21 protein-coding genes are annotated in these 25,529 nt (G+C 37.2%); 11 read left to right on the top strand and 10 right to left on the bottom strand.

Going from position 1 to position 25,529, the window contains the following annotated elements; all coding sequences use genetic code 11:
• The first annotated feature begins 3 nt into the window (after positions 1 to 3).
• Positions 4 to 1,692 (top strand): FAD-binding oxidoreductase, encoded by a 1,689-nt coding sequence (locus tag GM418_RS27805; protein ID WP_158871093.1) that lies wholly within the window; start codon positions 4 to 6, stop codon positions 1,690 to 1,692.
• Here GM418_RS27805 and GM418_RS27800 read toward each other — a convergent pair.
• The 6 genes from GM418_RS27800 to guaB all read right to left on the bottom strand — a co-directional run bounded on the left by GM418_RS27800 (position 1,677) and on the right by guaB (position 9,950).
• On the bottom strand, positions 1,677 to 3,272 hold the full coding sequence (locus tag GM418_RS27800; RefSeq protein WP_158871091.1) for an OstA-like protein: 1,596 nt from the start codon (positions 3,270 to 3,272) through the stop codon (positions 1,677 to 1,679). The two genes, GM418_RS27805 and GM418_RS27800, sit on opposite strands and share 16 nt — an antisense overlap.
• 1 nt (position 3,273) lies before the next feature.
• A complete protein-coding gene (locus GM418_RS27795; protein ID WP_158871089.1) occupies positions 3,274 to 4,236 on the bottom strand; it encodes an AAA family ATPase in 963 nt (320 codons plus the stop codon).
• 40 nt (positions 4,237 to 4,276) lie between these two features.
• Positions 4,277 to 5,635: a peptidylprolyl isomerase gene (locus GM418_RS27790; RefSeq protein ID WP_158871087.1), complete on the bottom strand. Its 1,359-nt coding sequence runs from the start codon at positions 5,633 to 5,635 to the stop codon at positions 4,277 to 4,279.
• On the bottom strand, positions 5,632 to 6,498 hold the full coding sequence (locus GM418_RS27785) for a hypothetical protein (protein WP_158871085.1): 867 nt from the start codon (positions 6,496 to 6,498) through the stop codon (positions 5,632 to 5,634). Before GM418_RS27785 ends, GM418_RS27790 begins: the two co-directional genes overlap by 4 nt.
• The gene (locus GM418_RS27780; protein ID WP_158871083.1) at positions 6,491 to 8,380 is read right to left on the bottom strand and encodes a peptidylprolyl isomerase; all 1,890 of its coding nucleotides are present in this window, start codon (positions 8,378 to 8,380) and stop codon (positions 6,491 to 6,493) included. The genes GM418_RS27785 and GM418_RS27780 overlap by 8 nt, the downstream gene beginning before the upstream one ends.
• Positions 8,381 to 8,474: 94 nt before the next feature.
• Entirely contained in the window at positions 8,475 to 9,950 is a 1,476-nt protein-coding gene (gene guaB / locus GM418_RS27775) for an IMP dehydrogenase (RefSeq protein WP_158871081.1), read from the bottom strand.
• Between the two features lie 138 nt (positions 9,951 to 10,088).
• Between guaB and GM418_RS27770 the strand changes: the two genes are divergently transcribed.
• From GM418_RS27770 to GM418_RS27750, 5 genes are all read left to right on the top strand, one after another.
• Positions 10,089 to 11,993, top strand: a complete 1,905-nt coding sequence (locus GM418_RS27770; RefSeq protein ID WP_158871079.1) for a RecQ family ATP-dependent DNA helicase — start codon at positions 10,089 to 10,091, stop codon at positions 11,991 to 11,993.
• Between the two features lie 92 nt (positions 11,994 to 12,085).
• Positions 12,086 to 12,706, top strand: coding sequence for a DUF5063 domain-containing protein (locus tag GM418_RS27765; RefSeq protein WP_158871077.1), 621 nt, complete (start codon positions 12,086 to 12,088; stop codon positions 12,704 to 12,706).
• Positions 12,699 to 13,280, top strand: a complete 582-nt coding sequence (locus GM418_RS27760) for a 3'-5' exonuclease (RefSeq protein ID WP_158871075.1) — start codon at positions 12,699 to 12,701, stop codon at positions 13,278 to 13,280. The genes GM418_RS27765 and GM418_RS27760 overlap by 8 nt, the downstream gene beginning before the upstream one ends.
• A gap of 4 nt (positions 13,281 to 13,284) precedes the next feature.
• A complete protein-coding gene (locus GM418_RS27755) occupies positions 13,285 to 14,472 on the top strand; it encodes a class I SAM-dependent rRNA methyltransferase (protein ID WP_158871073.1) in 1,188 nt (395 codons plus the stop codon).
• A gap of 24 nt (positions 14,473 to 14,496) precedes the next feature.
• Positions 14,497 to 15,204, top strand: a complete 708-nt coding sequence (locus GM418_RS27750; protein ID WP_158871071.1) for a phosphoadenylyl-sulfate reductase — start codon at positions 14,497 to 14,499, stop codon at positions 15,202 to 15,204.
• A 34-nt stretch (positions 15,205 to 15,238) separates the two neighbouring features.
• Here the strand turns inward: GM418_RS27750 and GM418_RS27745 are convergent, their stop codons facing one another.
• Positions 15,239 to 15,832, bottom strand: a complete 594-nt coding sequence (locus tag GM418_RS27745; protein ID WP_158871069.1) for a hypothetical protein — start codon at positions 15,830 to 15,832, stop codon at positions 15,239 to 15,241.
• 519 nt (positions 15,833 to 16,351) lie between these two features.
• Between GM418_RS27745 and GM418_RS27740 the strand changes: the two genes are divergently transcribed.
• The 5 genes from GM418_RS27740 to GM418_RS27720 all read left to right on the top strand — a co-directional run bounded on the left by GM418_RS27740 (position 16,352) and on the right by GM418_RS27720 (position 21,118).
• On the top strand, positions 16,352 to 16,843 hold the full coding sequence (locus GM418_RS27740; RefSeq protein ID WP_158871067.1) for a hypothetical protein: 492 nt from the start codon (positions 16,352 to 16,354) through the stop codon (positions 16,841 to 16,843).
• A gap of 329 nt (positions 16,844 to 17,172) precedes the next feature.
• Entirely contained in the window at positions 17,173 to 18,204 is a 1,032-nt protein-coding gene (locus tag GM418_RS27735; RefSeq protein ID WP_158871065.1) for a sensor histidine kinase, read from the top strand.
• A 2-nt stretch (positions 18,205 to 18,206) separates the two neighbouring features.
• Positions 18,207 to 19,301, top strand: a complete 1,095-nt coding sequence (locus GM418_RS27730) for a sensor histidine kinase (protein WP_158871063.1) — start codon at positions 18,207 to 18,209, stop codon at positions 19,299 to 19,301.
• On the top strand, positions 19,273 to 20,310 hold the full coding sequence (locus tag GM418_RS27725) for a histidine kinase (protein WP_158871061.1): 1,038 nt from the start codon (positions 19,273 to 19,275) through the stop codon (positions 20,308 to 20,310). Before GM418_RS27730 ends, GM418_RS27725 begins: the two co-directional genes overlap by 29 nt.
• 73 nt (positions 20,311 to 20,383) lie before the next feature.
• Positions 20,384 to 21,118, top strand: coding sequence for a LytR/AlgR family response regulator transcription factor (locus tag GM418_RS27720; RefSeq protein ID WP_158871059.1), 735 nt, complete (start codon positions 20,384 to 20,386; stop codon positions 21,116 to 21,118).
• A gap of 15 nt (positions 21,119 to 21,133) precedes the next feature.
• Here GM418_RS27720 and GM418_RS27715 read toward each other — a convergent pair whose 3' ends face one another.
• From GM418_RS27715 to GM418_RS27705, 3 genes are all read right to left on the bottom strand, one after another.
• Positions 21,134 to 22,411, bottom strand: coding sequence for a hypothetical protein (locus GM418_RS27715; protein ID WP_158871057.1), 1,278 nt, complete (start codon positions 22,409 to 22,411; stop codon positions 21,134 to 21,136).
• 10 nt (positions 22,412 to 22,421) lie between these two features.
• Positions 22,422 to 23,786 (bottom strand): PhoPQ-activated pathogenicity-related family protein, encoded by a 1,365-nt coding sequence (locus GM418_RS27710; protein ID WP_158871055.1) that lies wholly within the window; start codon positions 23,784 to 23,786, stop codon positions 22,422 to 22,424.
• 88 nt (positions 23,787 to 23,874) lie between these two features.
• Positions 23,875 to 25,527, bottom strand: coding sequence for a SusD/RagB family nutrient-binding outer membrane lipoprotein (locus GM418_RS27705; RefSeq protein WP_158871053.1), 1,653 nt, complete (start codon positions 25,525 to 25,527; stop codon positions 23,875 to 23,877).
• Positions 25,528 to 25,529 lie beyond the last annotated feature (2 nt).

Below are 25,529 nucleotides of genomic sequence, written 5' to 3'. Positions count from 1 at the left end.
AAAATGGCAAATAAAAATACATTTGAACCCAATTGGAGAAAAACCGCGCCCAGGGCAAATTCGTTTCGTTCAATCTTTAAATATGGCGACCCGGAAGGTTTTAAACATCCTAATAAAAGGCTGGTTGAAGAGTTGAAGAATACCTTTGAGTTATCGGCCGCTGATTTTAAAGAAAAGGAAAGCACCGGAGATGAAATTGTCGATTTAAAAATTCCATCTCAACTTTCAGATGAACAGATAAGTATTTTTCAAAATATTTCAGGAAAAGAGAATGTTTCGGCTGATGAATATGAAAGATTAAAATATTCAACCGGGCAAACGTTGGAAGAGCACATGAAACTACGCCGGAAAATGGTGGGTAAGATTTGCGATTTTGTTGTTCATCCGCGAAATAAAAGTGAGGTTGAGGAAATCGTGAAATATTGCAATAAAGAGAAAATTCCCATTGTAGTTTATGGTGGCGGCACGTCGGTAAATTTTGGTTTATATCCTGCTGGCGGAGGGGTAACTTTGGTTTTGTCAACACACATGAATAAAATTATTGAACTAAACGAAACCAACCAAACGGTTCGGGTTGATGCCGGAATTTTGGGGCCGCAACTTGAAAATGCGCTTAACAACGCTAAAGAAGAGTTTCAATCGCAGTATCGTTTTACCTGTGGGCATTTTCCTCAGTCTTTTGAATATTCGAGTGTAGGTGGTTGGATAGTCACCCTGGGCAGTGGTCAGCAATCATCGTATTATGGTGATGCAGCAGATTTGGTCTTGGCTGTTGAGATGGTTACGCCTGCAGGAACAATAAGAACACTTGATTTTCCGGCTACTGCAACCGGACCCAAAATTTTAGATTTGATAAAAGGAAGTGAAGGAATTTTTGGAGTAGTGGTTGAAGTTACCTGGAAAATTTTTAGATACATGCCTGAGAATCGAAAATATTTTGGTTTTATTTTTAAAGATTGGAATTCGGCCGTGGAGGCCAGTCGCGAAATTAGCCAGGGTGAATTTGGAATGCCGGCTGTTTTTAGGATTTCCGATGCTGAAGAGACGCATCACGGGTTAAAATTGTATGGAATTGAGGGAACTGTTTTTGACAAACTGATGTCGTTTCGAGGGTTTAAACCCAAAGAAAGATGTCTGTTTATCGCTACCTCTGATGGCTCCCGAAGTTTTACAAAAAATGTAAAACGACAGGTAAAAAAAATAGCTCGCAAAACCGGCGGGATGTACCTGACTTCGTTTCCGGCAAAAAAATGGGAGCCGGGACGTTATAAAGATCCCTATTTGAAAGAAGATTTAATGGATTTTGGCATTCTGATTGATACGCTGGAAACCAGTATAAAATGGGATAATTTGTTTGATGTTCATCAAAAAGTGAGGCAATTTATCAAAGCACGGCCAAAAACGATATGTTTGTCACATGCATCACACTTTTACCCGCAAGGAACCAACCTGTATTTTATTTTTATTTTGAAGGAAAATGATTTACAAGCATACAAAAATTTTCAAAAGGGAATTATCGAAACAATTGTAAAAAGTGGCGGAACTTTGTCACATCATCACGGGGTGGGGAAGATGACCGGTTTTTTAATGGAAAAACATCTTGGCAGAAACCAAATGAACGTTCTATATGCTTTAAAAAAACATTTTGATCCGAATAATATTATGAATCCCGGAGGTCAGTTAGGGCTTTGACCTTCTTCTTCAGCAAGGTTTTTTGTCTCCTCTTCATTTTTGGGAATCTCACGTTGGAAAATATCGTGACGGTTGAGTGGACGCAAATTTATTTTCCAGTCAAATCCGCTCAGACGTCTTTCTCCTTCATCAAGTTGATCAGTAGGTTTTAACCGGCCCTCCGGTTGTGTCAGAAAAACTATTTTAAAAATTTTTCCTTCTCTGAATTTAATCGCAATATTACTGCTTTCTGCCCGGTTTAATCCGATTATTTCGTCTTCTTTTTCTCTTGCATAATAAAGGGTTTGTCCATTCCCATCCACAATAATGTTATCCAGTTCATTGTTAATAACAAAACCCGTCATATTTTTACCTTTGATTTGGTCATACCGATTGGAATCCTGCTTTGAGATGATAAAACTGTTATTTGTAAGATGCAGTTCGTCAGGAGCATTCTGCTTTTGTTGCATTTCAATCATGTCTGCACTTAACTGATGAATTTCTGACCAGATTACCGGATTGTTGTGCATTTGCACCAGCGAATCTCTGCTGTAATAAACCAGAGAGTCACAAATTCCTTGTATATCTGTTCTGTAAAAACGGACACCGTAAAAGGCCTTAACAATTTTTTCTCCTTCAATTGTATCCGGAACAGTCCTTAATGTATCGGCATGCATAAACAAAGTATCGTTATCGGAATACATCATAAAAATAGCCGAGTCGGTAACAGTGGCAATTTCAATTGTTTCGTTGTAATCCGCTTTTGTACCTGTCACAATAATTTGGTTTTCAAAATCTTCAATATGAACAGTTCCTTTTGCTTTCCCATCGCCATTTTCGTCGTTATATTCAATGTAATCCGCTTTTAACATCTGTTTCTTATTCGAAACGATCGGGTTCTTCTGTAGTTCTGCTTCGCCAGTATTTGTGTCATACCACCCAGCCTCTGCATACAAGGTATTTGCCGAGTCTCTAATAGTGGTTGGCCCAACTATGGTAATTCGGCCATTAACTGTATTATAATACAAGGTATCGCCTGCCAGCGTGTAATCGTCGCTGTATCCTTCTACATCCTGATAAAAATGAACAATATCTTCATCAACAAAATATTTTCCAATCAGGCTGGTTAAAACATTTGTGCTGTCAATAATTTTTCCGTAATCGTCGTAATACCCAATATTGGTTTCTAAATCATAATCAAGTGTGTCGGAATATAAAGTTGTTGTTTTGTTCACAAATTTCACTGAATCAACCGCTTGAGCAAAGCTGATGTCGCCGTCATAAAATATTTTCCGGGCATAAAGGTGTAAGGTGTCACCCTGGTTAATGTGAACATGGCCAAATGCATCAACCCGGTTTGTCCCGGAATAAGTATATGCAGTGTCGCACCACATAAAAATGTCTTTGTGTTGAATCTCTACGTTTCCGACCAAACGCTGTGCATTCTTTTTGTTTTCAACTGATTCTCCGTATTCAGTATTTAAAATCTGGATTTCCTTCTTTTCCTGTGCATTTGTAACTAAAACAAAGAGTAAAAAAAGAACAATCAGTTTATATTTTAAAGCAATGTATTTCAAATCAATGCTAAAGTTTGAAGACACATTAAAGCAATTTTGAAATGATTTCCTCAACTGAAATATTCTCAGCTTCAGCTTTGTAGTTTTTAATAATCCTGTGCCGCAATATTGAAGGTGCAACAGCTTTTACATCTTCAATGTCAGGTGAATATTTTCCATGTAAAGCCGCATTTGTTTTTGCGCCAAGCACCAAATATTGCGAAGCACGGGGACCAGCTCCCCATTTCAGATATTGGTTTGAAACAGCAGCTGATAAATCATTTCCGGGTCTTGTTTTTGCAGCCAGGTTAACGGCGTATTTTAAAACGTTGTCGTTAATCGGAACTTTGCGTATCAATTCCTGGAAATAAATTATTTCGTTACCTGAGATCACCGGTTTTAGTTCCACATTTAAATTTGAAGTAGTGTTTTTTACAATTGTAATTTCATCATCAAATTTAGGATAATCGAGCCACACCGAAAACATAAACCTGTCGAGCTGAGCCTCCGGAAGTGGGTATGTTCCTTCCTGTTCAATCGGGTTTTGAGTAGCCAAAACGAAGAAAGGTTTTTCCAGTTCAAATCTTTGCCCTGCAGCAGTAACCGCTCTTTCCTGCATGGCTTCCAAGAGAGCTGACTGCGTTTTAGGAGGAGTCCTGTTTATTTCGTCGGCCAAAATAATATTGGCAAAAAGTGGCCCCTGAATAAATTTAAACTGACGTTCTTTATCAAGAATTTCAGTTCCGATAATGTCAGATGGCATTAAATCAGGAGTAAACTGGATGCGGTTGTATTTTAGTCCCAAAATTGTTGCGATACTGGTCACAAGAAGTGTTTTTGCCAGTCCCGGAACACCAATAAGCAATACATGCCCGCGGCTAAAAAGAGTAACCAACACCTGGGTTACTACTTCATCCTGACCATATATAGCGCGTGATATTTCAGTTTTAAGTTCATGAAATTTTTTCTGGAGTGCATCCAATGCTTGAACATCATTTTTAAAATCCATCTGTTTTCTTTTTTCAGATTGTTTTGCGGCTTTTCACAAATTATTTTATCCAGTTATTGAATCTAAAATTACAGTTGGCATAAGTATCGTCAATCCGTATATAAGTTTCCGACTGACGTTCGGAGATCCATTCCTGAAGAACTCCTTCTTTCTTTTTGGCCAAATACATATCGGCCAGCTGTTTATAATCGTCCTGAATATTTGCTTTGTGCTCTTCAACTTTATCCAGCAATTTGATTATTTTGTAGACAGGTTGTTGAGTATCCGGATCTATTGTTTCAAAAGGCTTTGAAATTTCATTAATATTCATGGTTGTTAACAGCTTACTTACGTCACTGTCTAATTCTTCAACCGAAAACTTTGATGACATTGTATTTGGGTTTATGGCAACCCCTCCGCTGTTGCGGGTATTTTTGTCGTTGGAAAACATCATTGCGGCTTCATCAAAGGGAATTTCGCCTCTTCTGAGAATATTTGCTAAACTGTCAAGTCTTACGTAGGCTTGTTCCTTTGCTTCAACCGACGGTTTTGGTTTCATTAAAATATGGCGTGTTTTTACTTTTTCTCCACGCTTATCAATAAGCTGGATAATGTGGTATCCAAACTCACTTTCCACGACATTTGAAACCCTGTCTTGTTTTAAATTAAACGCTGCTGCTGCATATGAAGGGTCAAGTTCACCACGTCCGTAATAGGGAATTTCACCACCACTTCTGCTGGCTCCGGGTTCTTCGGAGTACATTGCTGCCAGCATCGTGAAACTGGTTCCTTCCTCAATTCTTCTTTTATAATCCCGAAGCTGCGCTTTTACCCGGTTCTCTTCTTCAACTGAAATCTGAGGTTTTAAGGTAATTTGAGCATATTCATATTTTGTTGGAATGGATGGAATCTCATCCTGTTTCAAATTTCTGTAATTATATCTTACTTCGGAGGGCGTAACAGTTACATCCTGAACGATTTTGTTTTGCATCTGTGAACTCAACAACTGATTACGGATTCCTTCCTGCATATCTGATTTGATGATTGCAATTGGTTTCTTAAAATATTCCTCCACTGCTTTTTCCGACCCGATACGCGAAATATACATTTGTATTTGTGCATCCATTTGCTGGTTCACCTGGCTGGGTGTTACTTCAATTAAAGTATCCAGTTCTGCTTCAGCAACCAGTAATTTATCGATAAGCAGATCTTCCAAAATTTCACACTTCATATCTCCTTCTGATGTGACACCGGAAGCTTGTTGCTGGATGTTCATATACTCCACGTCTGACTTCAAAATTATATTTCCGCCAACGATTGCAACTATTTGGTCAACTATTTTATCCTGTGCCAATGCGGAGCCTGTTATCCCCATGATCATCAGGACAATCCAAAATTTTATCATATTCTTTAGTTTCATCTGTTTTCTTTATGTATTTTAAATTTATTATTACGTATTCCCTCCGTATACACGTTTTCTTCCATTTGTTTCAGAAAATCAATCTTTCTGCGATTCAAAATCAGGTTTTTTATATTTTCATATACAAAATCAACAGGTGCAATTTCGTTTCTCAGTTTATAATCCAGAATGCTGACAAGATAATAATAATCTTCATCTGTCAATTCAAACAAGGTGTTTCGTTTAAGAAATTCTCCGGGGTCGGTAATATCATGGGGAATATTCTTCAGTACTGCTTCAAAATCAACCCAGTTATCCGTAAAAATATCAAAACCTTTGGCATACTGCAAACAGTATTCTCTTAGTTCATTCAATCCTTCAACAGCAGTGTTACTGCAAAGTAGTTTTATTTGATCCTGATTTGCAAACTCTGCAGGGACTTTGATAAAAATTGCTTTTACAATGTTCTGACTTAGATTGAAATTGTCCTGATGGTTATCGTAGTATTCTTCAATCTGCATATCAGTAACCAGCGTGTCCATCCGCTGTTTTATTAACTCATTTTTGTATTTGTATATTATTAATGAGTTTCGGTAATCTTCTATTTCTTTGTTCAGGCTTTTTTGTTCCTGGTTCAGATTTTCTTCAGCTTTCTGAATCAGCAATTCTTTTTTTACCCATTTTCGGATATAATCGTCAGCCATTACAGTACTGTCCTCTTTTTCAATTCCGGTAGGAACAACCGACGAGATATCATTTTGATAAAGTTTTTTATCACCTACTTCGGCAACGACACTCTTCCCTTTGTCTCCCTTCTCATTGCAACTAAAAATGAATAAGCCGACAAGTATTATAAGCCCATATCTTTTAATAAAATCAGACACCTTGTATTTTTTTCAATAGTTTTTTGTTCACCTTTATTTTGTACTTCTTTTTTAGACTCTTTATCCACTCTTCTTCCAGATAATCTTGATAATCTGAGATATATAATCCTCTGGCTTCATCCATGTTTTTAGGTTCGGGTGGAATTTTGTCACCACGTATAAAAGTTGTCTCTGTATTAAAGTCTTGTGGTTCAGCTCCATTCCATACATAATAATCCACCACCGGATTGTTTCCTTTTTCCCAGGCCCCTTTGGTTATTGTAATCCTTTTCTCCTCTGCATTTATCAAATCGGAAATTTCTTCGTCCGTCATTCCGGCGGCAAAATATTTGTCAGCTTCTTCCCTTGTGAATTTGTCGTTACACAGGATAATGTACCCCTTAAAACGTTCCTCCCACGAATATTTTTTTTGGTTGTCGCTGTAATATTTTTCAAGTCCGGCTGTATCTTTTGCGGCAAAATTCCATATTTTTTTTTCAGAAATATTAAACAGTAAAATACCATCGTGATATTCTTTCATTAAATACCTGAACTCGGGGTATTTTTCTTCGAGTTTAGAATTTTCCAGTTTGGTAATTTCATATTCGGTCCATTCTTCCATATAATCACCGTATGTGCTGTTTTTGATATTTTTTTCTGCCAGATAATCGTCGAGTAATTCAAAAGTAAACTCCCGGTCATCGATGGTAAACAAAACCATGGATGTATTTTCCGGTTTGGTTCCTGTTTTCAATGAGCGAACCGGGCCAAAATTTTCCTGATACCCGTATTCTTTTTTCAATTTTTCAACAAAGGCCTTTTTACTTGAGGTGCTCCGAAGCGGATCTTTTTTTATACGTGCCTCAATTTCAGGCTGAAGTTCTTCAAACGAGGCAACTGGTTTTTCATCCATTTTTTTTATAATATGAAATCCGTATGGAGTCTCAACCGGTTTGGTGTAGTCGCCAATATTTTGTATTGCAAAAGCTGGATTTGAAAAAGCCGGAAGCATTCTTCCTGCTGAAAACCAAGGCATTTCACCTCCTTGTTGGCCGGAACGTTTATCATCGGAAAGCTTTTTCGCAAGCTCAGAAAAGTTACCACCACTTTCAAGAAGATTATAAATGGAATCTATTTCAGATTTTAAATGTTTTTTCACCGATTCGGTTAGTCCCGATCGAGGGAACATTTTCATAATATGGGCAACCTTTATTTCCCCCCTGTTTTTTCTCTTTTCGTGAACTTTTATCAGGTGATAACCAAAAGAACTACGAACAGGTTCTGATACCTGGCCAACCGGAGTGGTATATGCGGCATCTTCAAAAGGTGCTACCATTGTAAAAGCAGAAAAATACCCCAGGTTTCCCTTATTTGTTTTAGCCGACGGATCTTCTGAATATTCAACAGAAGCTTCATTAAAATCTTTTCCGTCAAGAATTTCCTGACGTACTTTTAGTGCCTTTTGTAATACTTCTTTTTCTTTTTCGGGAGAAGCATTTTTGTCTAACATAAAAAGGATATGACTCGCATTCACTTCCTGTAACATGCGGTCATACATTTTTCTGTCCAGTTCCTGTTCAAAATTAATATCGGTTAAATAGGGTTCTGCAAGTTCTTTCCTGTAAGTGGAAAGCTCATTTATAAAGGCAGAACTGGTATCCATTTTCAGGTTCTGTGCCTCAATAACTTTTAATTTAAAATTGATAAAAAGCTCTAAATACTCTTTAGGAGACTTTTTATCATTATCGCTGTATAAATTGCTGTTATTTTTTTTATAAATACGTTCAAATTCATCAAGACTTATTTTTGTTGTATCAATGGTGAGAAGGGTTTCGTTCTTTTGTCCCCAAACCACAATAAACGAAAAACATAAAATGAATAATGAACTTAATGTTTTAACCATTTCAAACTATTTAGTTGTTAAAACAACATTTCAGGCTAAATCGTATATTTTATTTTTCTAAAAAATGTTAACCACATACAATCACTCAGTAAATCTATTGGCGGCTACTATAATTTGGTGCTTCCCTTGTTATACTTACGTCGTGCGGGTGGCTTTCCTGTACACCGGCTGCAGAAATACGTGTAAACTTGGCATCCTGTAATTTTTCGATGTTGTTAGCACCGCAATATCCCATACCTGCACGCAAGCCCCCAATAAGTTGGTAAAGCACCTCGTAAAGTGACCCTTTGTATGGGACACGTGCAGCAATTCCTTCGGGAACAAGTTTTTTTATGTCTTCTTCAACATCCTGGAAGTAGCGATCTTTTGAACCTTTTTGCATGGCTTCAATTGATCCCATTCCACGGTACGATTTAAATTTTCTTCCCTGGTATAAAATCGTTTCACCGGGCGACTCCTCAACACCGGCAAACAGTCCGCCTGCCATTATTGAATTCGCGCCTGCCGCCAGACCTTTTACAATATCACCTGAATAGCGAATTCCGCCATCGCCAATAATCGGAACTCCTGAACCTTTTATTGCTTTTGCGACACTGTAAATAGCAGAAAGCTGGGGAATCCCCACACCTGCAATCACTCTTGTTGTGCAAATTGAGCCGGGTCCAATACCAACTTTTACGGCATCGGCACCAGCATTCACCAGGGCAATCGCGGCTTCAGCGGTTCCGATATTTCCGGCAACCACATCTTTTTCGGGATATTTTGCTTTTATTTTCTTCAGCATTTCGATTACCGCTATTGAATGGCCGTGTGCAGTATCGATAACCAATGCATCAACCTGCGCTTTTACCAACTCATCCACACGCTCGATGGTGTCTGCTGCAATTCCAATTCCGGCAGCGACACGCAAACGACCTTTTTCGTCCTTACACGCCAGCGGCTTATCTTTTGCTTTGGTGATATCTTTATAGGTTACCAGTCCGATTAGTTTATTGTTTTTGTCAACCACCGGCAATTTTTCAATTTTATATTTCTGAAGAATTTCAGCCGCTTTTTCAAGGTCGGTTGATACACTTGTAGAGACCAGATTTTCTTTGGTCATTACTTCAGAAATTTTCCGGTTCATATTTTTTTCAAAGCGCAAATCGCGGTTGGTAACAATACCAACCAGATAGCCGTTATTATCGACTACCGGGATTCCTCCAATTTTATATTTTGCCATAAAGTCAAGCGCGTCGCTTACTTTCTTTTCCGGTGTTATAGTAATCGGATCATAAATCATCCCGTTTTCGGCACGTTTTACGGTTGTAACCTGGTGAGCCTGCTCCTCAATTCCCATATTTTTATGGATAACACCAATTCCGCCTTCACGTGCGATTGCAATCGCCATTTTATTTTCAGTAACCGTATCCATTGCTGCTGTAACAATAGGGGTATTAATGGTTATCGACCTCGTGAACTTGGAAGACAGATCTACTTCGCGTGGTAATACTTCTGAATATGAAGGCAGTAACAAGACATCATCAAATGTTAATCCTTCAAAAACAACTTTTTCCGACAGAAACGACATGTTCAACTGTTTTTTATGATTTAAATAATGCGCAAAACTACAAAAAATTAGCGTACTACTAAGGAATAATTTTTTTGTTGAAACCATTTTGAACAATAAAAATTGTTAAACCTTAAAATGATTTCTTAATTTGTATTAATGGAAGATTTCAGGCAGATATTATTACGTCACTGGGGGTATTCGCGGTTTCGTCCGTTGCAGCTTGAGATTATTGAATCAGTAGCCAATGGAAAAGATACGCTGGGTTTAATGCCAACAGGTGGAGGAAAATCCATTACCTTTCAGGTATATTCACTTTCAACAAAAGGAATTTGTCTTGTTGTTACGCCGCTGATTGCTTTAATGAAAGATCAAGTGGAAAATCTGAATCGCAGGGGAATAAAAGCCCTCGCAATCCACAGTGGAATGTCGTCACTTGAAATTAAAATATCTCTTGATAATGCGGTTTGGGGCGACTATAAGTTTTTATATGTATCGCCTGAGAGGCTGAGTTCAGAACGTTTTTTGGAACGACTGAAACAGATGGATGTTAATTTAATTACCATCGATGAAGCACATTGTATCTCACAATGGGGGTATGATTTCCGCCCAAGCTACCTGCAAATAATAAAATTGCGTGAAGTTTTACCTGATGTTAAATTTTTGGCTTTAACAGCTACAGCCACGCCTAAAGTTGCAGAAGACATCCAGGATAAACTTGGCTTTAAGGAGAAGAATCTTTTACAAATGTCGTTTCGTCGCGAGAACCTGAATTATCTTGTTCGAAGCGTAGAGAATAAGGCTGGTTACCTTCTGGATACATTGCGGAAAGTTTCAGGCTCAGGAGTAATTTATGTACGCAGTAGAAAAGCTACCCGCGAAATTTCAGATGAACTAAGAAAGCATAAGATTTCGGCTGATTTTTATCATGCCGGATTAAGTAACCAGGTGAGAAGTTACAAGCAGGATTTATGGATTGAGGGAAAAACAAGGGTAATTGTGGCGACCAATGCATTTGGGATGGGTATAGACAAGGCAAATGTACGTTTTGTAATGCATTGGGATGCCCCGGATTCGCTGGAAGCATATTACCAGGAAGCAGGAAGGGCAGGTCGCGACGGAAAAAAGGCAGCTGCAGTTTTGCTGTTTAATAATGCGGATACAACCAAACTAAAAAAACACGTTACTGTCGCTTTCCCTGAAATTGAAAATATAAAAAAGATTTACCACTCGCTTTGTAACTTTCTTCAAATTGCGGAAGGTTACGGAAAATCTCAGGTGTTTGAATTTAGTCTTCAAAGCTTTGCGCAGGCCTTCAAATATCAGCAGGCTATGGTGTACAACAGCCTCAGGATTTTACAACGTGAGGGCTATCTTGAATACACAGAAGAAGTAGATAATCCCTCGCGGGTTTATTTTATGGTTTCGCGCGATGATTTGTATAAATTCCAGGTGGCGAATGCGGGTTTTGATGGGTTTATAAAACTAATCCTTCGGTCGTACACAGGGCTGTTTTCAGGATACGTTGCCATCGACGAAGAACTTCTTGCCAAACGCGCAGGACTCGACCGTGAGAAAGTATATAATTATCTTAAACATTTGCGGAAATCAAAAATAATCGATTACATTCCCAGAAGCCAAACACCGTTTATTTATTTTAACCGGGAAAGAATAAAGCTTGAGCGTCTGAAGATTTCGAAAGAAAATTACGATTTACGTAAAAAGGATTTTCTAAACCGGGTAAACGCAGTAATTCATTACGCAACCAGCACAACAAAATGCCGCAGCCAGCTTTTGCTTGGATACTTTGGTGAACAGGATTCCATTCGTTGCGGACACTGCGATGTCTGCAAATCGGTTGAAATGCTCGAGATAAGTAATATCGAATTTGAAGAGATTTCAAAAAAAATAAAAAAAATAATTGAGGAACCCTGTTCCTATGAGAATCTGTTATTGCAACTTAGCGGTAATCAGGAAAAAATGCGTCAAACCGTAAAATGGCTTCTTGATAACAATAAAATTGTTTTCAGAATTGATAATAAACTTGAATGGACTGAAAATTAAAGTGTTCCTTAAGTGTTGTTGCAGCTATTTTCTTTGTGGTATATTCATAAAATCTTTTTTATACTTTTGCATCGGTTTTCGAGATAAAAAAAATGGAGGATAAAATACACGAATTGGTTTATTCAAAAACTGTGATTGAATTTGTTACTGTTGCGAATGAATTTTGCAGAGCAATTGAGGCGGTTAACAAATTTCCGGTGATGGCGAATTTGCAGAAAGTTCAGAAAATATTACCACTTTTATATCTGAAAACCACTATGCTCCCCAAAACAGAACGTGTGCTGGATGATGAATTGGAGAAATATGTAAGTGAGTTGGATTATAATGTCCTTCACCAGAAATGGTTACAGGCATTGGGCGAACACGATAGTTTTTATGAAGTTTTTGATCCGTCGATTCAATTCGGACAGGAAACGATGACTGCCAGTATTGCTGAAAATTTAATGGATATTTATCAATCGTTAAAAGATTTTCTGATGGCTTACAGCATGGGAAATGACGAAGTGATGAATGATGCATTATTTCAGTGTAGTTATAGTTTTGAGGAATATTGGGGACAAAATCTTGTGAATGTTTTGCGTGCGGTTCATCAGCTGGTTTACGGAGACGTTGATTTTGACGAGGCGGATGATAAAGAAAAAATAAAACCGGGAAGCGGCAATCCGAAATGGCTTGACGAATTTTGGGGAACCGGAACCGACGAGGATGAATAATATGTTTAAAGAAAGTATTTCAAAAGAAGAAATGACAGATTTGCCTTTAAAATGGTTTGAAGGTAATATTTTATTGGTTGACGATGTAGAAAAAATAAATTATGCCGCAACTGTTTTAGCCGGGCAATCGGTTATTGGTTTTGATACCGAAACAAGGCCGTCATTTAAAAAAGGTGTGGTGAATAAAGTTGCTCTTCTTCAACTCTCTACAAAAAAACAAGCTTTTCTTTTTCGTTTAAATAAAATAGGATTACCCAAAGAAATCATTGATATTCTTGCAAATCCGGGTATTATAAAACCAGGCGTTGCTATTCGCGACGATATTAAAGGGCTGCAAAGCCTTTATTATTTTAAACCTGGTGGGTTTATCGAATTACAGGATTATGCCAAAGAATTGGGAATCCAGAATTTTAGTCTCAAAAAACTGGCTGCCATTGCTCTGGGGTTTCGGATTTCAAAATCGCAACAGCTTTCAAATTGGGAAGCAGATGTTTTAACCGAAGCGCAGGAGATTTATGCGGCAACCGATGCCTGGACGGCTTTGGAGATATTTGAGAATTTTTCAAACAATTAATTGTATGGCGGAAAAGACGAGAATTGTCCTGAAATCAGGAAAAGATCAATCATTAAAGCGTTTTCACCCCTGGGTGTTTTCGGGAGCCATAAAAAAAATATACGGAAATTTGAATGAAGGCGATTTGGTGTCTGTTTATTCCAACAAAGATGAGTTTTTGGGAATTGGACATTACCAGATTGGATCCATTGCTGTTCGGATTATTTCGTTCACCGAAATAGAACCCAATTACGATTTTTGGAAAAGTAAAATAGAAAGTGCCTGGGAACTCAGAAAAAAAATGGGGTTTGTTGAGCACTCCGAAACCAATGTTTTTCGTCTGATACATGCTGAAGGTGATGGAATGCCCGGATTAATAGTTGACTATTACAATGGAACAGCTGTGATGCAAATGCATTCTATAGGAATGTATTTTATTCGTGAAGAGTTGGTTAAGGTAATGAAGGACGTTTTGGGTGACCATTTAAAAGCAGTTTATAATAAGAGCGCCAAAACATTGCCATTTAAAGCTGAAATAGAATCTGAAGATGGTTTTCTCTTTGGCGAAAGCAACGAAACCGAAGTTCTGGAATACGGGCTGAAATTTAAAGTTGACTGGGAAGCCGGGCAAAAAACAGGATTTTTTATTGATCAGCGGGAGAATCGGCTGTTGGTTCAGAAATATGCAGAAGGTCGTGAGGTTTTAAACATGTTTTGTTATACCGGTGGTTTTTCATTTTATGCCATGAAAGGTGGAGCAAAACTGGTTCATTCGGTTGATGCCTCAGCGAAGGCAATCGACCTGACAAAAGAGAATGTGGAATTAAATTTCCCAGAAGATTCACGTCATGATGCTTTTGCCGCTGATGCTTTTGAATATTTAAAAGATATTCAAAATAAATATGATTTAATTATTCTTGATCCACCTGCATTTGCGAAACATCGGAATTCTTTACACCAGGCGCTTCAGGGATACAAAAGAATAAATACCCGTGCTTTTGAACAAATCAGGAGCGGAGGCATTTTATTTACATTTTCATGTTCGCAGGTGGTTTCGAAAGACAGGTTTAGAGAAGCTGTTTTTTCGGCAGCAGCCATTTCGGGGCGAAAGGTGCGCATTTTACATCAACTCACTCAACCCGTTGATCATCCGGTAAATATTTATCATCCGGAAAGTGAATATTTAAAAGGGCTTGTTTTATATGTTGAATAGTCTGGTAAACTTAAAGATAAAATTATGAACGGTTTTGATAAAGCAGAGTTTTTAAATACAGAATTACATCAGATGTCGGTGATTGAAAAAATGAGATATCTGGCTGAAGCATATACGGAGAAAATAATTTTTACAACCAGCTTTGGTTACGAAGATCAGGTGATAACAGATTATATTTTCTCTCATAATTTTCCGATTAAGGTAATTACGCTTGATACGGGACGGTTGTTTGAAGAAACATACAAAGTTTATCGCAGTACAGTAGAAAAATACAAAAAGCCAATTAAGGCATATTTTCCACCTGCTGACAAGGTCGAAGAACTTTTGGAAAAGAAAGGACCTTTTAGTTTTTACGAATCGCTGGAAAACAGAAAAGAGTGTTGTTTTATCCGGAAGGTAATTCCGCTAAAACGTGCTTTAAATGGTAATGAAATCTGGATTACCGGCCTGCGTGCATCACAATCGGATAACCGTAGTGATATGAAGGAATTTGAGTGGGACGAAGGTAACCAGATTATCAAATACAACCCGCTGTTGGAATGGAGTTTGGAAGATGTAAAGGAGTATGTACACGAAAATCACGTACCATACAATGTTTTACATGATAAAGGATTTGTAAGTATTGGCTGTGCTCCCTGTACCCGTGCTGTCAGACCTGGCGAAAATTTCCGCGCAGGTCGGTGGTGGTGGGAACAAAACTCCGGAAAAGAGTGTGGATTACATGAAAAATAAAAAGTAAGAGCCGTAATTTGATTTTTAGTTAAATTCAATTATAATTTCCTTCAAAATCGAGACTTGCTTCCACGGTTACAGTTGCCGATACTTTTAAAACAATATCAAAAATTGCCGGATTGTCTGTTGATGATCCGATAAAGGCATGATAAAATATTGTAGCTGTTGAAAGATAACTATTTATATTATCGAAATTTTCATCTAAAGTATAGAGTTCATTAAACAGATCTGCGTTTGCAACTCTTACCGGTCCAATATAAAATTGCTCTTCTGTATCATAATCAAATGATAATTTTGTATCTTTTGGAAATACGAAGTTTCCTGTAATATCAGCATCTACATTGCCGGAAAAATTTTTAAATTCATAGAAAATTTCAGTGATTTTTACTTTTTTTATTTTGTCGGGTGTGCCAATCGCATTAGCAACATCAGGATGAGATAATATATCATATTCACCTGCTGATACAAATTCTGTATCTTTATTTGGATCAGAATCACCGGGTACAACAACATTTTGAGTTACATTGAAATTAATTGGTATATCAACATCTTTTTTTACAAGTTCATCGCAACCAGATAAAACAATTAGCACGAAGGTAATTAAAACAATTATTTTTACAGATTTCATGTGATTTGGTATTAAAATAAGATTAGTGAGATAAAATTTAGACAAACTTATCGCAATTAAACTCGATTTGAAATACCTAATTATAGCTAATCTTCATTCATAATTCTATAGATTTCCCGATAGAAATAGCTTGTGCATTATCGAGATATCCCAGCTGATCATTTTATTGGAAAATCGAGTAAGCCACCATTCATTTCTATTTTCCTGGAGCTTCGTTCTATACGTTTTCAAGTTTTGCTATTGTTTAAACAGTCTGTAAAAATAAAGATTTCAATTACATAATCTTTTGAAGAATTTATTTCTAAGCAGAGTTCTTTAAGCTGTAAAATGCACCGTTTTATCAGTGAATACAAAAAATTGCCTGTGTACAGCGCTTTTGGGTCTGTAAACGACACGAAATCCAGTTGATAGAGTTAAAAGACATTTTTGTCGTTATTGGAAGGTTATTAATTGAAATAAGATTTTATTGACCAGGGGCTTACGTAAATTTGAGATAGTAAAACAATTAAATTAAAAAAGATGAAAGCAAGAGTATTATTTTTAATCGTTTGTGTTGCACTTTTAAGCCTGGGTGCCAATGCAAAAATCAGAGACGGAAAAGCATTGTCAGGAAATTCACTAACCGAATTTGGAAAATATACTATCGTAAATTCCGACGCTCCGATGGTAATAGATAACAAAGTGGTAAAAACCTATGATTTGATGTACGACGATGTAAACGGCAGTGTTCGGATTGGAGTTTTAAAGGAAAAAGACTGTACCAGTTTTGTTGTTCGTTCTGATGAATTTGAAGTAATGTACGAGTGTAACAAACATGTATTTGGAGTTAAAAAAATAGACAAAAAGTTCCAGACTTTACCAACAGCTTCAAATAATGAAAAGCTGAATAAAGTAAGTTATTATGCTCAACGTGTAATTTGCCAGAATCCAAAAACTGAAGACGAACTTTTAGGATTGATTGCCTGCTACTTTCCAAACCTTATCAACGATGAATATCAGGCTTCATTTTAAAAATTAGATAGATACTAAAACAGCGCAATTTTTTTCATAGAGATATGAAAAATACAAGCTCCTGTCAGAGGACAGGAGCTTTTTCATTTACTTTGCGAAAGGTGCCAAAATAACACGGTATGAGGAGCCGTGAATTTTTGAATTTCAATTCAAACCCTGCATTTTTGATTAATTGCAGGGTTTTTTCAATTAACAACAATAAAATATCTGCCAATGACTTAATTTAGTCTGCCAAAAACATTGTTTTTCAGGCCTTTGATTTACTTTTTTTGCATATAGCGTTTTCCCGGAGATGATTTATAGACTATATTTAAAGAAAAATCTACCGGGTGAGTTTTAAGATTATTGACAAAGCAATTCACAAGCGGTTTTTTCCCCATGTATTTTTCTGGCTTTTTTATGTCTTTTTTTTCGGATTGATTTATGGTAAATACGGCAACGATTATAAATGGTATTTTCTTGAATCGCTTTGTATGTTGCCTTTTGTAATGATCGCTACTTACGGAACTATTTATGGTATTTTACCTTTCTATCTGAAGAAGAGAAAACTGATTTTCTCCGTTTTTTTATTGGTTCTTCTGTTATTCTTTGTGACCTTAGGCGAACGTATCTTTCTTCGGAAACTGAATTCTTTGCCCCTAACCGTTGATAGTATTTTTGGGATTACTTTTCTGTATCTTTTGTTGGAAACCAATTTTATGATAGGCATTGCTTTTGCCATAAAAATTGTAAAAAAGTGGATTGAGCAGCAAAAAGAAAAACTGGAGATGGAAAAACGTGCTTTGCAAACTGAACTTAATTTATTGAAAGCACAGTTGCACCCTCATTTTCTGTTTAATACCATGAATAATTTGTATGCCCTTTCACTTGAGAAATCATCAAAAACATCGGAGGGAATTGCAAAAATCTCAGCATTACTCCGTTCGGTTTTATATGAATGTAACGAAATAGAAATCAGCCTGCAGAAGGAGGTGAATCTCATAAAGAACTATATCGATTTGGAGAAAATGAGATATGGAAACAGATTGAATTTTCAGTTTAATATTTCAGGCGAAACCAGCGAAAAGGAAATAGCACCTATGATGCTTTTTACCTTTGTTGAGAATAGTTTTAAGCATGGGAGCCGTAACGACCCCGAGAATCCTTTTATATTTATTGATTTGAAAATTTCAAATACAAAAACTGAATTTTTAATTGAGAACAGTATCCCAAAAAATAGAGTTGAAAAAAGAAACAGGGCAGGAGGAATTGGCTTGCAGAATGTTCAAAAACGACTGGATATTCTCTATTCAGGAAAATATCAGCTTGAAATAACACAGGAAAAAACTAAATTTAAAGTGTATTTAGGCATTGAAAATTAAAAATGAATAAGCTGTTTTTTGAAAATAGTTTTAAGTATCGCTTGGTAAGACATGTTATCTTTTTCCTTGTTACTGTTTTTGTTTTTACCATCATTTTGCATGTTCAAAACAAAACCGATAATTTTTTGCATTCATTTTGGGTAACTCTGATAAACGCTTTTTTCTTTTTTAGTTATGCATACATTACCATTTTTTTATTGATTCCCGAGTATCTTTTAAAAGGAAATATTTGGTGGTTTATACTTTTATTTATTCTGGTTGGAGTTGCGCTTTCAGCTTTGAAACTGGTGGTGTCAAACAATATTTTTTATTCGTCAATTTCTCCTGAGAATATCGAACGGGAAGGGATTATGAATTTTCGATTTATCATTGTGAATACAAAAGACATGACATTTATTGTGGCATTGTTTTGTATTGGGAAATATGTGAAGGATTATTTGTACACCGAGAGTCTTCATAAAAAACTTGAAAAACAAAATAAGGAGGCCCAGGGAAAACTTCTTCAATCGCAATTTGATCCTCATTTTCTGTTTAATACAATTAATAATCTTTATGCGTTGTCTTTACTCAATCCGGCAAAAACTCTCGATGTTATCACCCGGTTTAAAACGGTATTAATTTATATAATTGATGAAAGCCAAAAAGAATTTGTTGAATTGGAGGATGAAATTGTACTGGTTAAAAATTATATCCAACTTGAGGAATTGCGATACGGAAAACGTTTGAAAATCGATTTTAAGCAAGAAGGAGAAGTAAAATATTTTAAGATACCCCCAATGATTTTGTTTTTTCTTGTAGAAAACAGCTTTAAGCACGGAAGTAGTTTGGATGCGGGAACTCCGTGGATTAAAATCAAAATTATAGTTGAACCGGGAAAAATTTTCATGACAGTAGAAAACAGCAGACCTAAGGTTCATATAGAACAAGAAGATAATGAGTTGGAGGGCAGGGGATATAAGAATCTTAAAAAGCGCCTCGATTTAATTTATTCAAAACAAGGTTATGAACTTGATATAGCAAGCAAAAATGATTCTTTTAAAGTTGATTTATTTTTAAAAGAAAAAGAAGTTGAAGTTAGCCGGAAAAAATATCGCTAGATCAGAAATAATGCTGCACGCCATTTTTTGGCTTTCGTGGGTTGTTTCATTTACTTTGATACAGAGTCTTGGATTTGGTGTCGATGAGTATTTTATCTGGTTTATGTATTATATTGTTACACTTCCCGTTTTTATGGTTCATACTTATTTAATTGCTTACTTGCTTATACCGCAAACTTTTTTCAGAGGCAGTTATTTTTTGTTTGCTTTTGCCCTTTTTGTCTTTCTTATTGTGTTTTCAATTATTGAGCTGGTAATCAGCAACGAATTAATTTTTAAACCTTTTGATTCTTCCAGGGTATTTGCTCCCAACTACCTGAATATAAAAAACATCATTATAAGCGGTATAGGAAATCACTATATCATTCTTGTTTTTCTGGCAATAAAAGCCGGGCGATCGTGGTATACTGCAAAAACAAAGCAGGAGGACCTGATGCAGTCGAACATGGAAACAGAGCTTGAAATTTATCGTTACCAGCTGCAACCCATACTTATCCTGTCGTTGATGGAGGAGCTGGAAAAGATATCGCAGGCTAAGGAAGCACATACACCAAATATGATTATAAAGATCTCCAATTTTCTGAATCGTTTTTTATACGAAGGCGACGACGAGTTAATTCCTTTACAACTGGAAATAAAGATTATTGAAGAATTTCTTGAAATTCATAAACTGGGATTGGGAGACAGATTGATCAGTAATTTTTTTGTTAGTGGCCACCTCAAGTCGTATTTGGTGCCGCCTTTTTTGTTGTTGCCGTTTTTAAACGATGCAATAAAATTAGGTTATTCGTGTAACGAATCGTTCGAAAGTACCGTCCTTATAAAAGGAGAAAAAAAATACTTACTTTTTTCCTTCTCGTTTTGGAGCGAAAAACAGTTTGGATTGACAGGAAACAAAAATGCTGAAGTTACCAGAAAACGATTAAATTATAGTTTTCCCGGAAAATTCAGAATAATTGAAAACATTGATGATAATTTTAGAGAGTTTAGTATTGAATTGTTTCATTAAAAGATGTAATGATTTGATTTTAGATGTTACTAACTTGATAGCTACAGATAACAAAAGCTAACCCATTTTTGCCATGAAAACAAAATGTCTCGTAATTGATGATGAGCCCCTCGCGCGTGATTTGATGCGAAGCCACATTGAGAAGTTGGAAAATTTTGAAATAGTTGAAGAATGCAGCGATGCAATGAAAGCACTTAACGCGTTGCAAAAACACTCCGTCGATTTGATGTTTATGGATATTCAAATGCCGCAAATTACCGGTATCGAATTTTTAAAAACGTTAAAACACCCGCCCAAAGTAATTATAACCACCGCCTACCGCGAGTATGCGCTTGATGGTTTTGAGCTGGATGTAGTTGACTACCTTTTAAAACCAATAACTTTTGAGCGATTTTTAAAATCGGTTAATAAGTATTACCAGGTTTCACAGGAAGATTTGATTGCAGATCAGCCGGCGAATGCAACTGTCCAAAATGAAGAAGCCTTTATTTATGTGAAAGAAAATAAGAAAGTAATTAAAATTCATTTAAATGAAATAATGTATGTTGAAGGTTTGAGTGAATACGTTCAGATTTATACTGACAGTAAGAAGATAATTACAAAAACGAGTATGACAAATATGGAAGAAAAATTACCGGATTCGGGATTTATACGTATTCATAAATCATATATCGTTTCGGTGCAAAAGATAGAAGCTTTTACATCAAGCAGTATAGAAGTCCCCGGAAAAGAACTTCCGATAGGAAGAAGCTATAAAAATTCGGTTTTGGAGGTTTTACACAGCCAGGGGAATGTACAGGTGGGATAGCAGAAGACTTAAATGTTAGTCTCCGGCAGCGGGACTTTCACCGATGAGTTTCAGAGCCTCATTTTCCAGTATCTCAGCTGTCATTTCACCCAACGATGTCTTTGAAATATAGTTGTATCTTTCAAAACTATTAAAATCTTCTTTAGTGAGTATATATCCAAATGCATCGTTGGTTAAACCAAAGAGAAAAGGTTGTTCTGTTTTCATATGTCGCTTCAAATAAAACCCAATATTGGGCAATGCTTCTCCGGGAATAGTTAAAACCTGTGCTGTTCCGATATTTAGCAGGTTTATTTGTGTTGAAACTTTACTAAAATTGTCAACCTTTTTTTTGCCCAGTTGTGCAACGGGAGAGTGTTGAAATACAAATTGCATTGCTTCATTGTCAACTGGCAATTCAATTATTTTGGAAATACAGTAAAGTTGTGGATCTTTTTGAACAGGAGCAGTTTGAATAATACGTAAAGCTTCATCTGCCATAAGGTTTCCAATCCGCATACATTCCTGCCAGTCGTTTGCTTCTTCTCCGTTTTCTCTTCGATTATCAGCAGTAACCATTCCTCCCTGGGCGCTGTTTATATAAATGGCAACGCCACCAGTTTTCGATTCAATGCGGTCGTATAACGGGCCACACAAATCAGGACTTATTAGTTTACTTTTTGTTCCCAGAATTTCAGGGTGCGTAGCATAATTCACCAGCGTAGCAATTGTTTTTCCTTTGTTTTTTCCTGTTGTTGCAGTGGCCTGTATTACACCCATTCGCGGATCGTACAGGCGTGGAGCATAATAGTTGTAGGCAATTTTTCCCTCTGCCTTGGCAACGGCTGTTTTTAATTCTGCTGGTTGGAGGTTCTTTGCCGCATCATTTACAGCATCGGCAATTTGTACAACACACCAGTTCAGATAATCTAAATCAGCACCAGTATTCCCGTTTCCATCCGGAAATCCATAAGCATCCGGAGCGCTATGGGTGTGTGTAACACCAATTATTATATTTTCGGGCGCAATATCTTTTATCCGTTTTCGGGAACGATCTCCCAAATATGCGGGCCAGCCAATATTGTCTATTCCAACAATAGCAACTTTTGTATCGCCTTTTTCCAGAACCAGAGCACGGACAGTAAGTTTTCCCCGAAAATCATCAGGCATAACCGGAGTTCCCATTCCTCCGGAAATGGGGATAAGATTTTCCGGGGTTATATCACGCATTGCAGTACCTGCTTTAAACGATTGCGTTTGTCCTTGTATTGCTGCAAAGAACAATACAAAGACAATTATTATACTTTTTTTCATTTTAATGATTTTATTCTCCGCGGTCCAGGAGTATTTCTTTATCATTCATCAAGAATATGCGGGTACTTTGTGTATAATCGTTTCCAAAAGGAGGTTGATAAACAAGATCTACATAAAATGCTTTGAACCCTGATTCAGGATATTTTACAGTTACCGTAAATTCCTTTTTTCCTTTTTCTCCAAGGCTTTTTTCTTTCCAGATTTCATCGCGAATGTCGCGATCATCAGATTCGGCACTCCACAACACAGCATCTTTCAGAATTTTTTCATCAGCTTTTATCTTCAGTTTAACCGTTCCATTTTCTTCGTTAACAGTATAATCACATTTTGGATGACCATTTCCTGTAATGGCTTCGCCAAAAAATGCACTGAGGGTGTTTATCGCTTTTGTTTTATCTCCAAGTCCGTGACCGGCATTAGGTACATAACAAAGATGATTATCGCCCGGTATACTGTCGATGTAGTTTTTGATTGCGTCAACAGGCCAGTATTCGTCGTTGCTGCCGTTAAAAATCATTTTAGGCATTGTAAGCGCTTTTCGGTACGAATAGGGATCAACCATTTTTACCAGAGCATTTCCCTCCTCAGAGCCTACTTGCTGTGCAACGCCTAATTTTACATAGTCTTCAATCTGGATACTGTATTCGCCCCATGCAGTTTTGTGATAAGGAATATTTACGGGCATATTTAGCATGTCGATAACCATCGGCCCAATGGCCTTTACGCGTTTATCACTTGCTCCTGTCAGCCAGGTTGTCCACCCTCGCTTTGAGGCACCCGAAACAACAAACTCATTGACTTTGGTTTGCAAATCGGAGCTTGCAAATTTTTGGATAGCGTCCATTGCACGGATTGCACTTTTTGTCATTGGAAATAAAAGGGGCCATGTATAGTCATTGTCGTTTTGAAAATTGTGGAAAGTGTATGAAATAATTTCGTCTTCTGTCTTTCCGTCAAAAATTGGTTGATTGGGAATTTGCCAAACGATTGCTGTTATGGCTTTATTGGTTTTTGCAATTTGACTAAATAAAATGATTTCGTCCTTATCCCATTCGTGAATGTTGGGCTCGCCGTTTTTAATACTTCCTCCTGTTATAAAAAGGAGAGCATCCTGGTATTTTAAATCATCAGGCACCATGACTGTCAGCTCATGTTTCCAAATTAACTCGCGCCATTTTTGAGACGTGAATATGATTCGGTAAAGCGTGACGCCATCTGCTTCCATTTTTTCTTCAACTTTCCAAGCAAAAGATTTATCCCCGTTATTTAAGTACGATTGAAGTGCATTTTCGGGTGTTACAGGATTATTTTCCCCGGCAAATATTAAGCCCGCTGTGTAAAGTGTAGTAAGAAAAATTATTATCAGTTTTTTCATTTAAAAATATTTTATTTGAATATGATACAATAGTAAGCAGACAACCCTTTAAATTGCCTGCTTATTATAAAATTGGGATAAAAATGCTTTAATAGGGTTTATTTGTTCCCTGCAACAACCAGAATTTTGACCAGGCACTGTTGTTGCTCACATCAGTACCCTTATATTGGGTGGGTTCCAGTTTTGCAATCGCAGCTTCCGCGTTTTCAGTATTTTTTGAAATTTCATCATCATAGTGATAATAAAAGCGCAAAGGCAAAGCTTGTCGCTTGGCTGATTCACCTGTTTGCAGATCAGGTAGTCCGGTTCTTCTGTAATCGAACCAGGATTCTGTAGCAGCGGTCCAGCTGGCAATCCATTTTTGAGTAATAATACTCTCCAATCCGTCATAAGGAGCGCTACCAATATATGCACTAAACTGGTCTCCAACTCCCCATGCATTAAAAGACTGTTGAATCCCTTCCATGTAATGTTCTTCCGCTGTGCCGGCATCCCATCCGTAGGATGCAGCTTCAGAAAGAATAAAATGAACCTCGGCTGCTGACATTAATCTCATAAGTAAAAGCGGTCCGGCACTTTCTTTATAGATATCATTCAATTGAGAACAGTGGGGATTATACACGCCTTGATCGAGATTGGGATTTAAATTATATTGAGAAGCTGCAAACACAGATGGAGGAATCCCCACAAAATCTTCATCGTAATCTATTCCAACACCCCAGGCTGCTTCATAGTCGTCAACGATATCCTGTGAAATTTCGCGCTTGCCATCCACGATCCTGTCGACATCTTCTCCGCTAACCAAAACCAGGGGAATTTCAATTTTGTTGGCCCAAATTCCTAAACGGGGGTCACTTAATTCCTGAAGGGCATCGACCAGCGTTGCGCATAATTTGTTGCGCATGTATGTTCCACTTGGATCTTCTTCAAATTGCATTGTACTCGGCCACGAGTCAGAAGAAGAATTACCAATATAACCAACACTTGCGTCGTCATTTGCAGATGTAATCACGGGATAAGTTCCCGGATCAGAGGCGATTTTACTTATACCTTGTTCAGCGAGAGAAGGTTCTTTTGCCGATAATCTCATATAATACCTCAACGCAAGAGAATTTGCAAATTTTCTCCATTTTGCTACGTCTCCGGCATAAAGAACATCTTGCGTGGCGTTTATATTTTCATAAGAACTGCTGCCACCTGACAATAAGGTATTGGCCACGTCCAAATCAGCCAGAATTCCTTCATAAATTGTTTTTTGCTCATCAAATACCGGATTGAAATATTCTGATCCTTCTTCTGCTTTAAGTGCCTCCGCATAAGGTGCGTCCCCCCAAAGATCTGCGATGAGACCGAATGTGTAGGCTTTCATTATCAGCGCCACTCCCTGATGAAATTCATATCCTCCTTCCACAGCCTTTTGGTAAAATTCGTCAATGTTTCGCAAAATAGAATAGTATCCCGACCAGCTTTTATCCTGGTTATCCCAGTCATAATCATTGTGTCCGCCCGACCATCCATCGTACTGTGTATGTTGCATGACTCCGGCAATGTCTCCAAAACCCAAATTGACTACAGTTTGCCCTATGCCGGTAATAATCGTTGGCAATAATAAATTAAGGTCAGCATTTTCAGGGTCTACTCCGTTTGGATTGACATTTAAGTCATCCAAATCTTTACATGAAACAACTAAAGTAAAAACGATAGTTAAACCGATAATAAAGCTATTTTTTATTTTATTCATGA

It is taken from the genome of Maribellus comscasis, from assembly GCF_009762775.1.
GTDB classification, from domain to species: domain Bacteria; phylum Bacteroidota; class Bacteroidia; order Bacteroidales; family Prolixibacteraceae; genus Draconibacterium; species Draconibacterium comscasis.
Note: the sequence above shows the minus strand (reverse complement) of the source record. Positions and strands in the feature narration are given on the sequence as shown.

Excerpts from the sequence above, each read along its gene's own strand:
- GM418_RS27715 (WP_158871057.1), bottom strand. The coding sequence starts at position 22,411 with ATGAAAAAAAGTATAATAATTGTCTTTGTATTGTTCTTTGCAGCAATA.
- GM418_RS27720 (WP_158871059.1), top strand. The coding sequence starts at position 20,384 with ATGAAAACAAAATGTCTCGTAATTGATGATGAGCCCCTCGCGCGTGAT.
- GM418_RS27740 (WP_158871067.1), top strand. The coding sequence starts at position 16,352 with ATGAAAGCAAGAGTATTATTTTTAATCGTTTGTGTTGCACTTTTAAGC.
- GM418_RS27730 (WP_158871063.1), top strand. The coding sequence starts at position 18,207 with ATGAATAAGCTGTTTTTTGAAAATAGTTTTAAGTATCGCTTGGTAAGA.
- GM418_RS27710 (WP_158871055.1), bottom strand. The coding sequence starts at position 23,786 with ATGAAAAAACTGATAATAATTTTTCTTACTACACTTTACACAGCGGGC.
- GM418_RS27765 (WP_158871077.1), top strand. The coding sequence starts at position 12,086 with ATGGAGGATAAAATACACGAATTGGTTTATTCAAAAACTGTGATTGAA.
- GM418_RS27760 (WP_158871075.1), top strand. The coding sequence starts at position 12,699 with ATGAATAATATGTTTAAAGAAAGTATTTCAAAAGAAGAAATGACAGAT.
- GM418_RS27705 (WP_158871053.1), bottom strand. The coding sequence starts at position 25,527 with ATGAATAAAATAAAAAATAGCTTTATTATCGGTTTAACTATCGTTTTT.
- GM418_RS27750 (WP_158871071.1), top strand. The coding sequence starts at position 14,497 with ATGAACGGTTTTGATAAAGCAGAGTTTTTAAATACAGAATTACATCAG.
- GM418_RS27790 (WP_158871087.1), bottom strand. The coding sequence starts at position 5,635 with ATGAAACTAAAGAATATGATAAAATTTTGGATTGTCCTGATGATCATG.
- guaB (WP_158871081.1), bottom strand. The coding sequence starts at position 9,950 with ATGTCGTTTCTGTCGGAAAAAGTTGTTTTTGAAGGATTAACATTTGAT.
- GM418_RS27780 (WP_158871083.1), bottom strand. The coding sequence starts at position 8,380 with ATGGTTAAAACATTAAGTTCATTATTCATTTTATGTTTTTCGTTTATT.
- GM418_RS27805 (WP_158871093.1), top strand. The coding sequence starts at position 4 with ATGGCAAATAAAAATACATTTGAACCCAATTGGAGAAAAACCGCGCCC.
- GM418_RS27745 (WP_158871069.1), bottom strand. The coding sequence starts at position 15,832 with ATGAAATCTGTAAAAATAATTGTTTTAATTACCTTCGTGCTAATTGTT.
- GM418_RS27770 (WP_158871079.1), top strand. The coding sequence starts at position 10,089 with ATGGAAGATTTCAGGCAGATATTATTACGTCACTGGGGGTATTCGCGG.
- GM418_RS27755 (WP_158871073.1), top strand. The coding sequence starts at position 13,285 with ATGGCGGAAAAGACGAGAATTGTCCTGAAATCAGGAAAAGATCAATCA.
- GM418_RS27795 (WP_158871089.1), bottom strand. The coding sequence starts at position 4,236 with ATGGATTTTAAAAATGATGTTCAAGCATTGGATGCACTCCAGAAAAAA.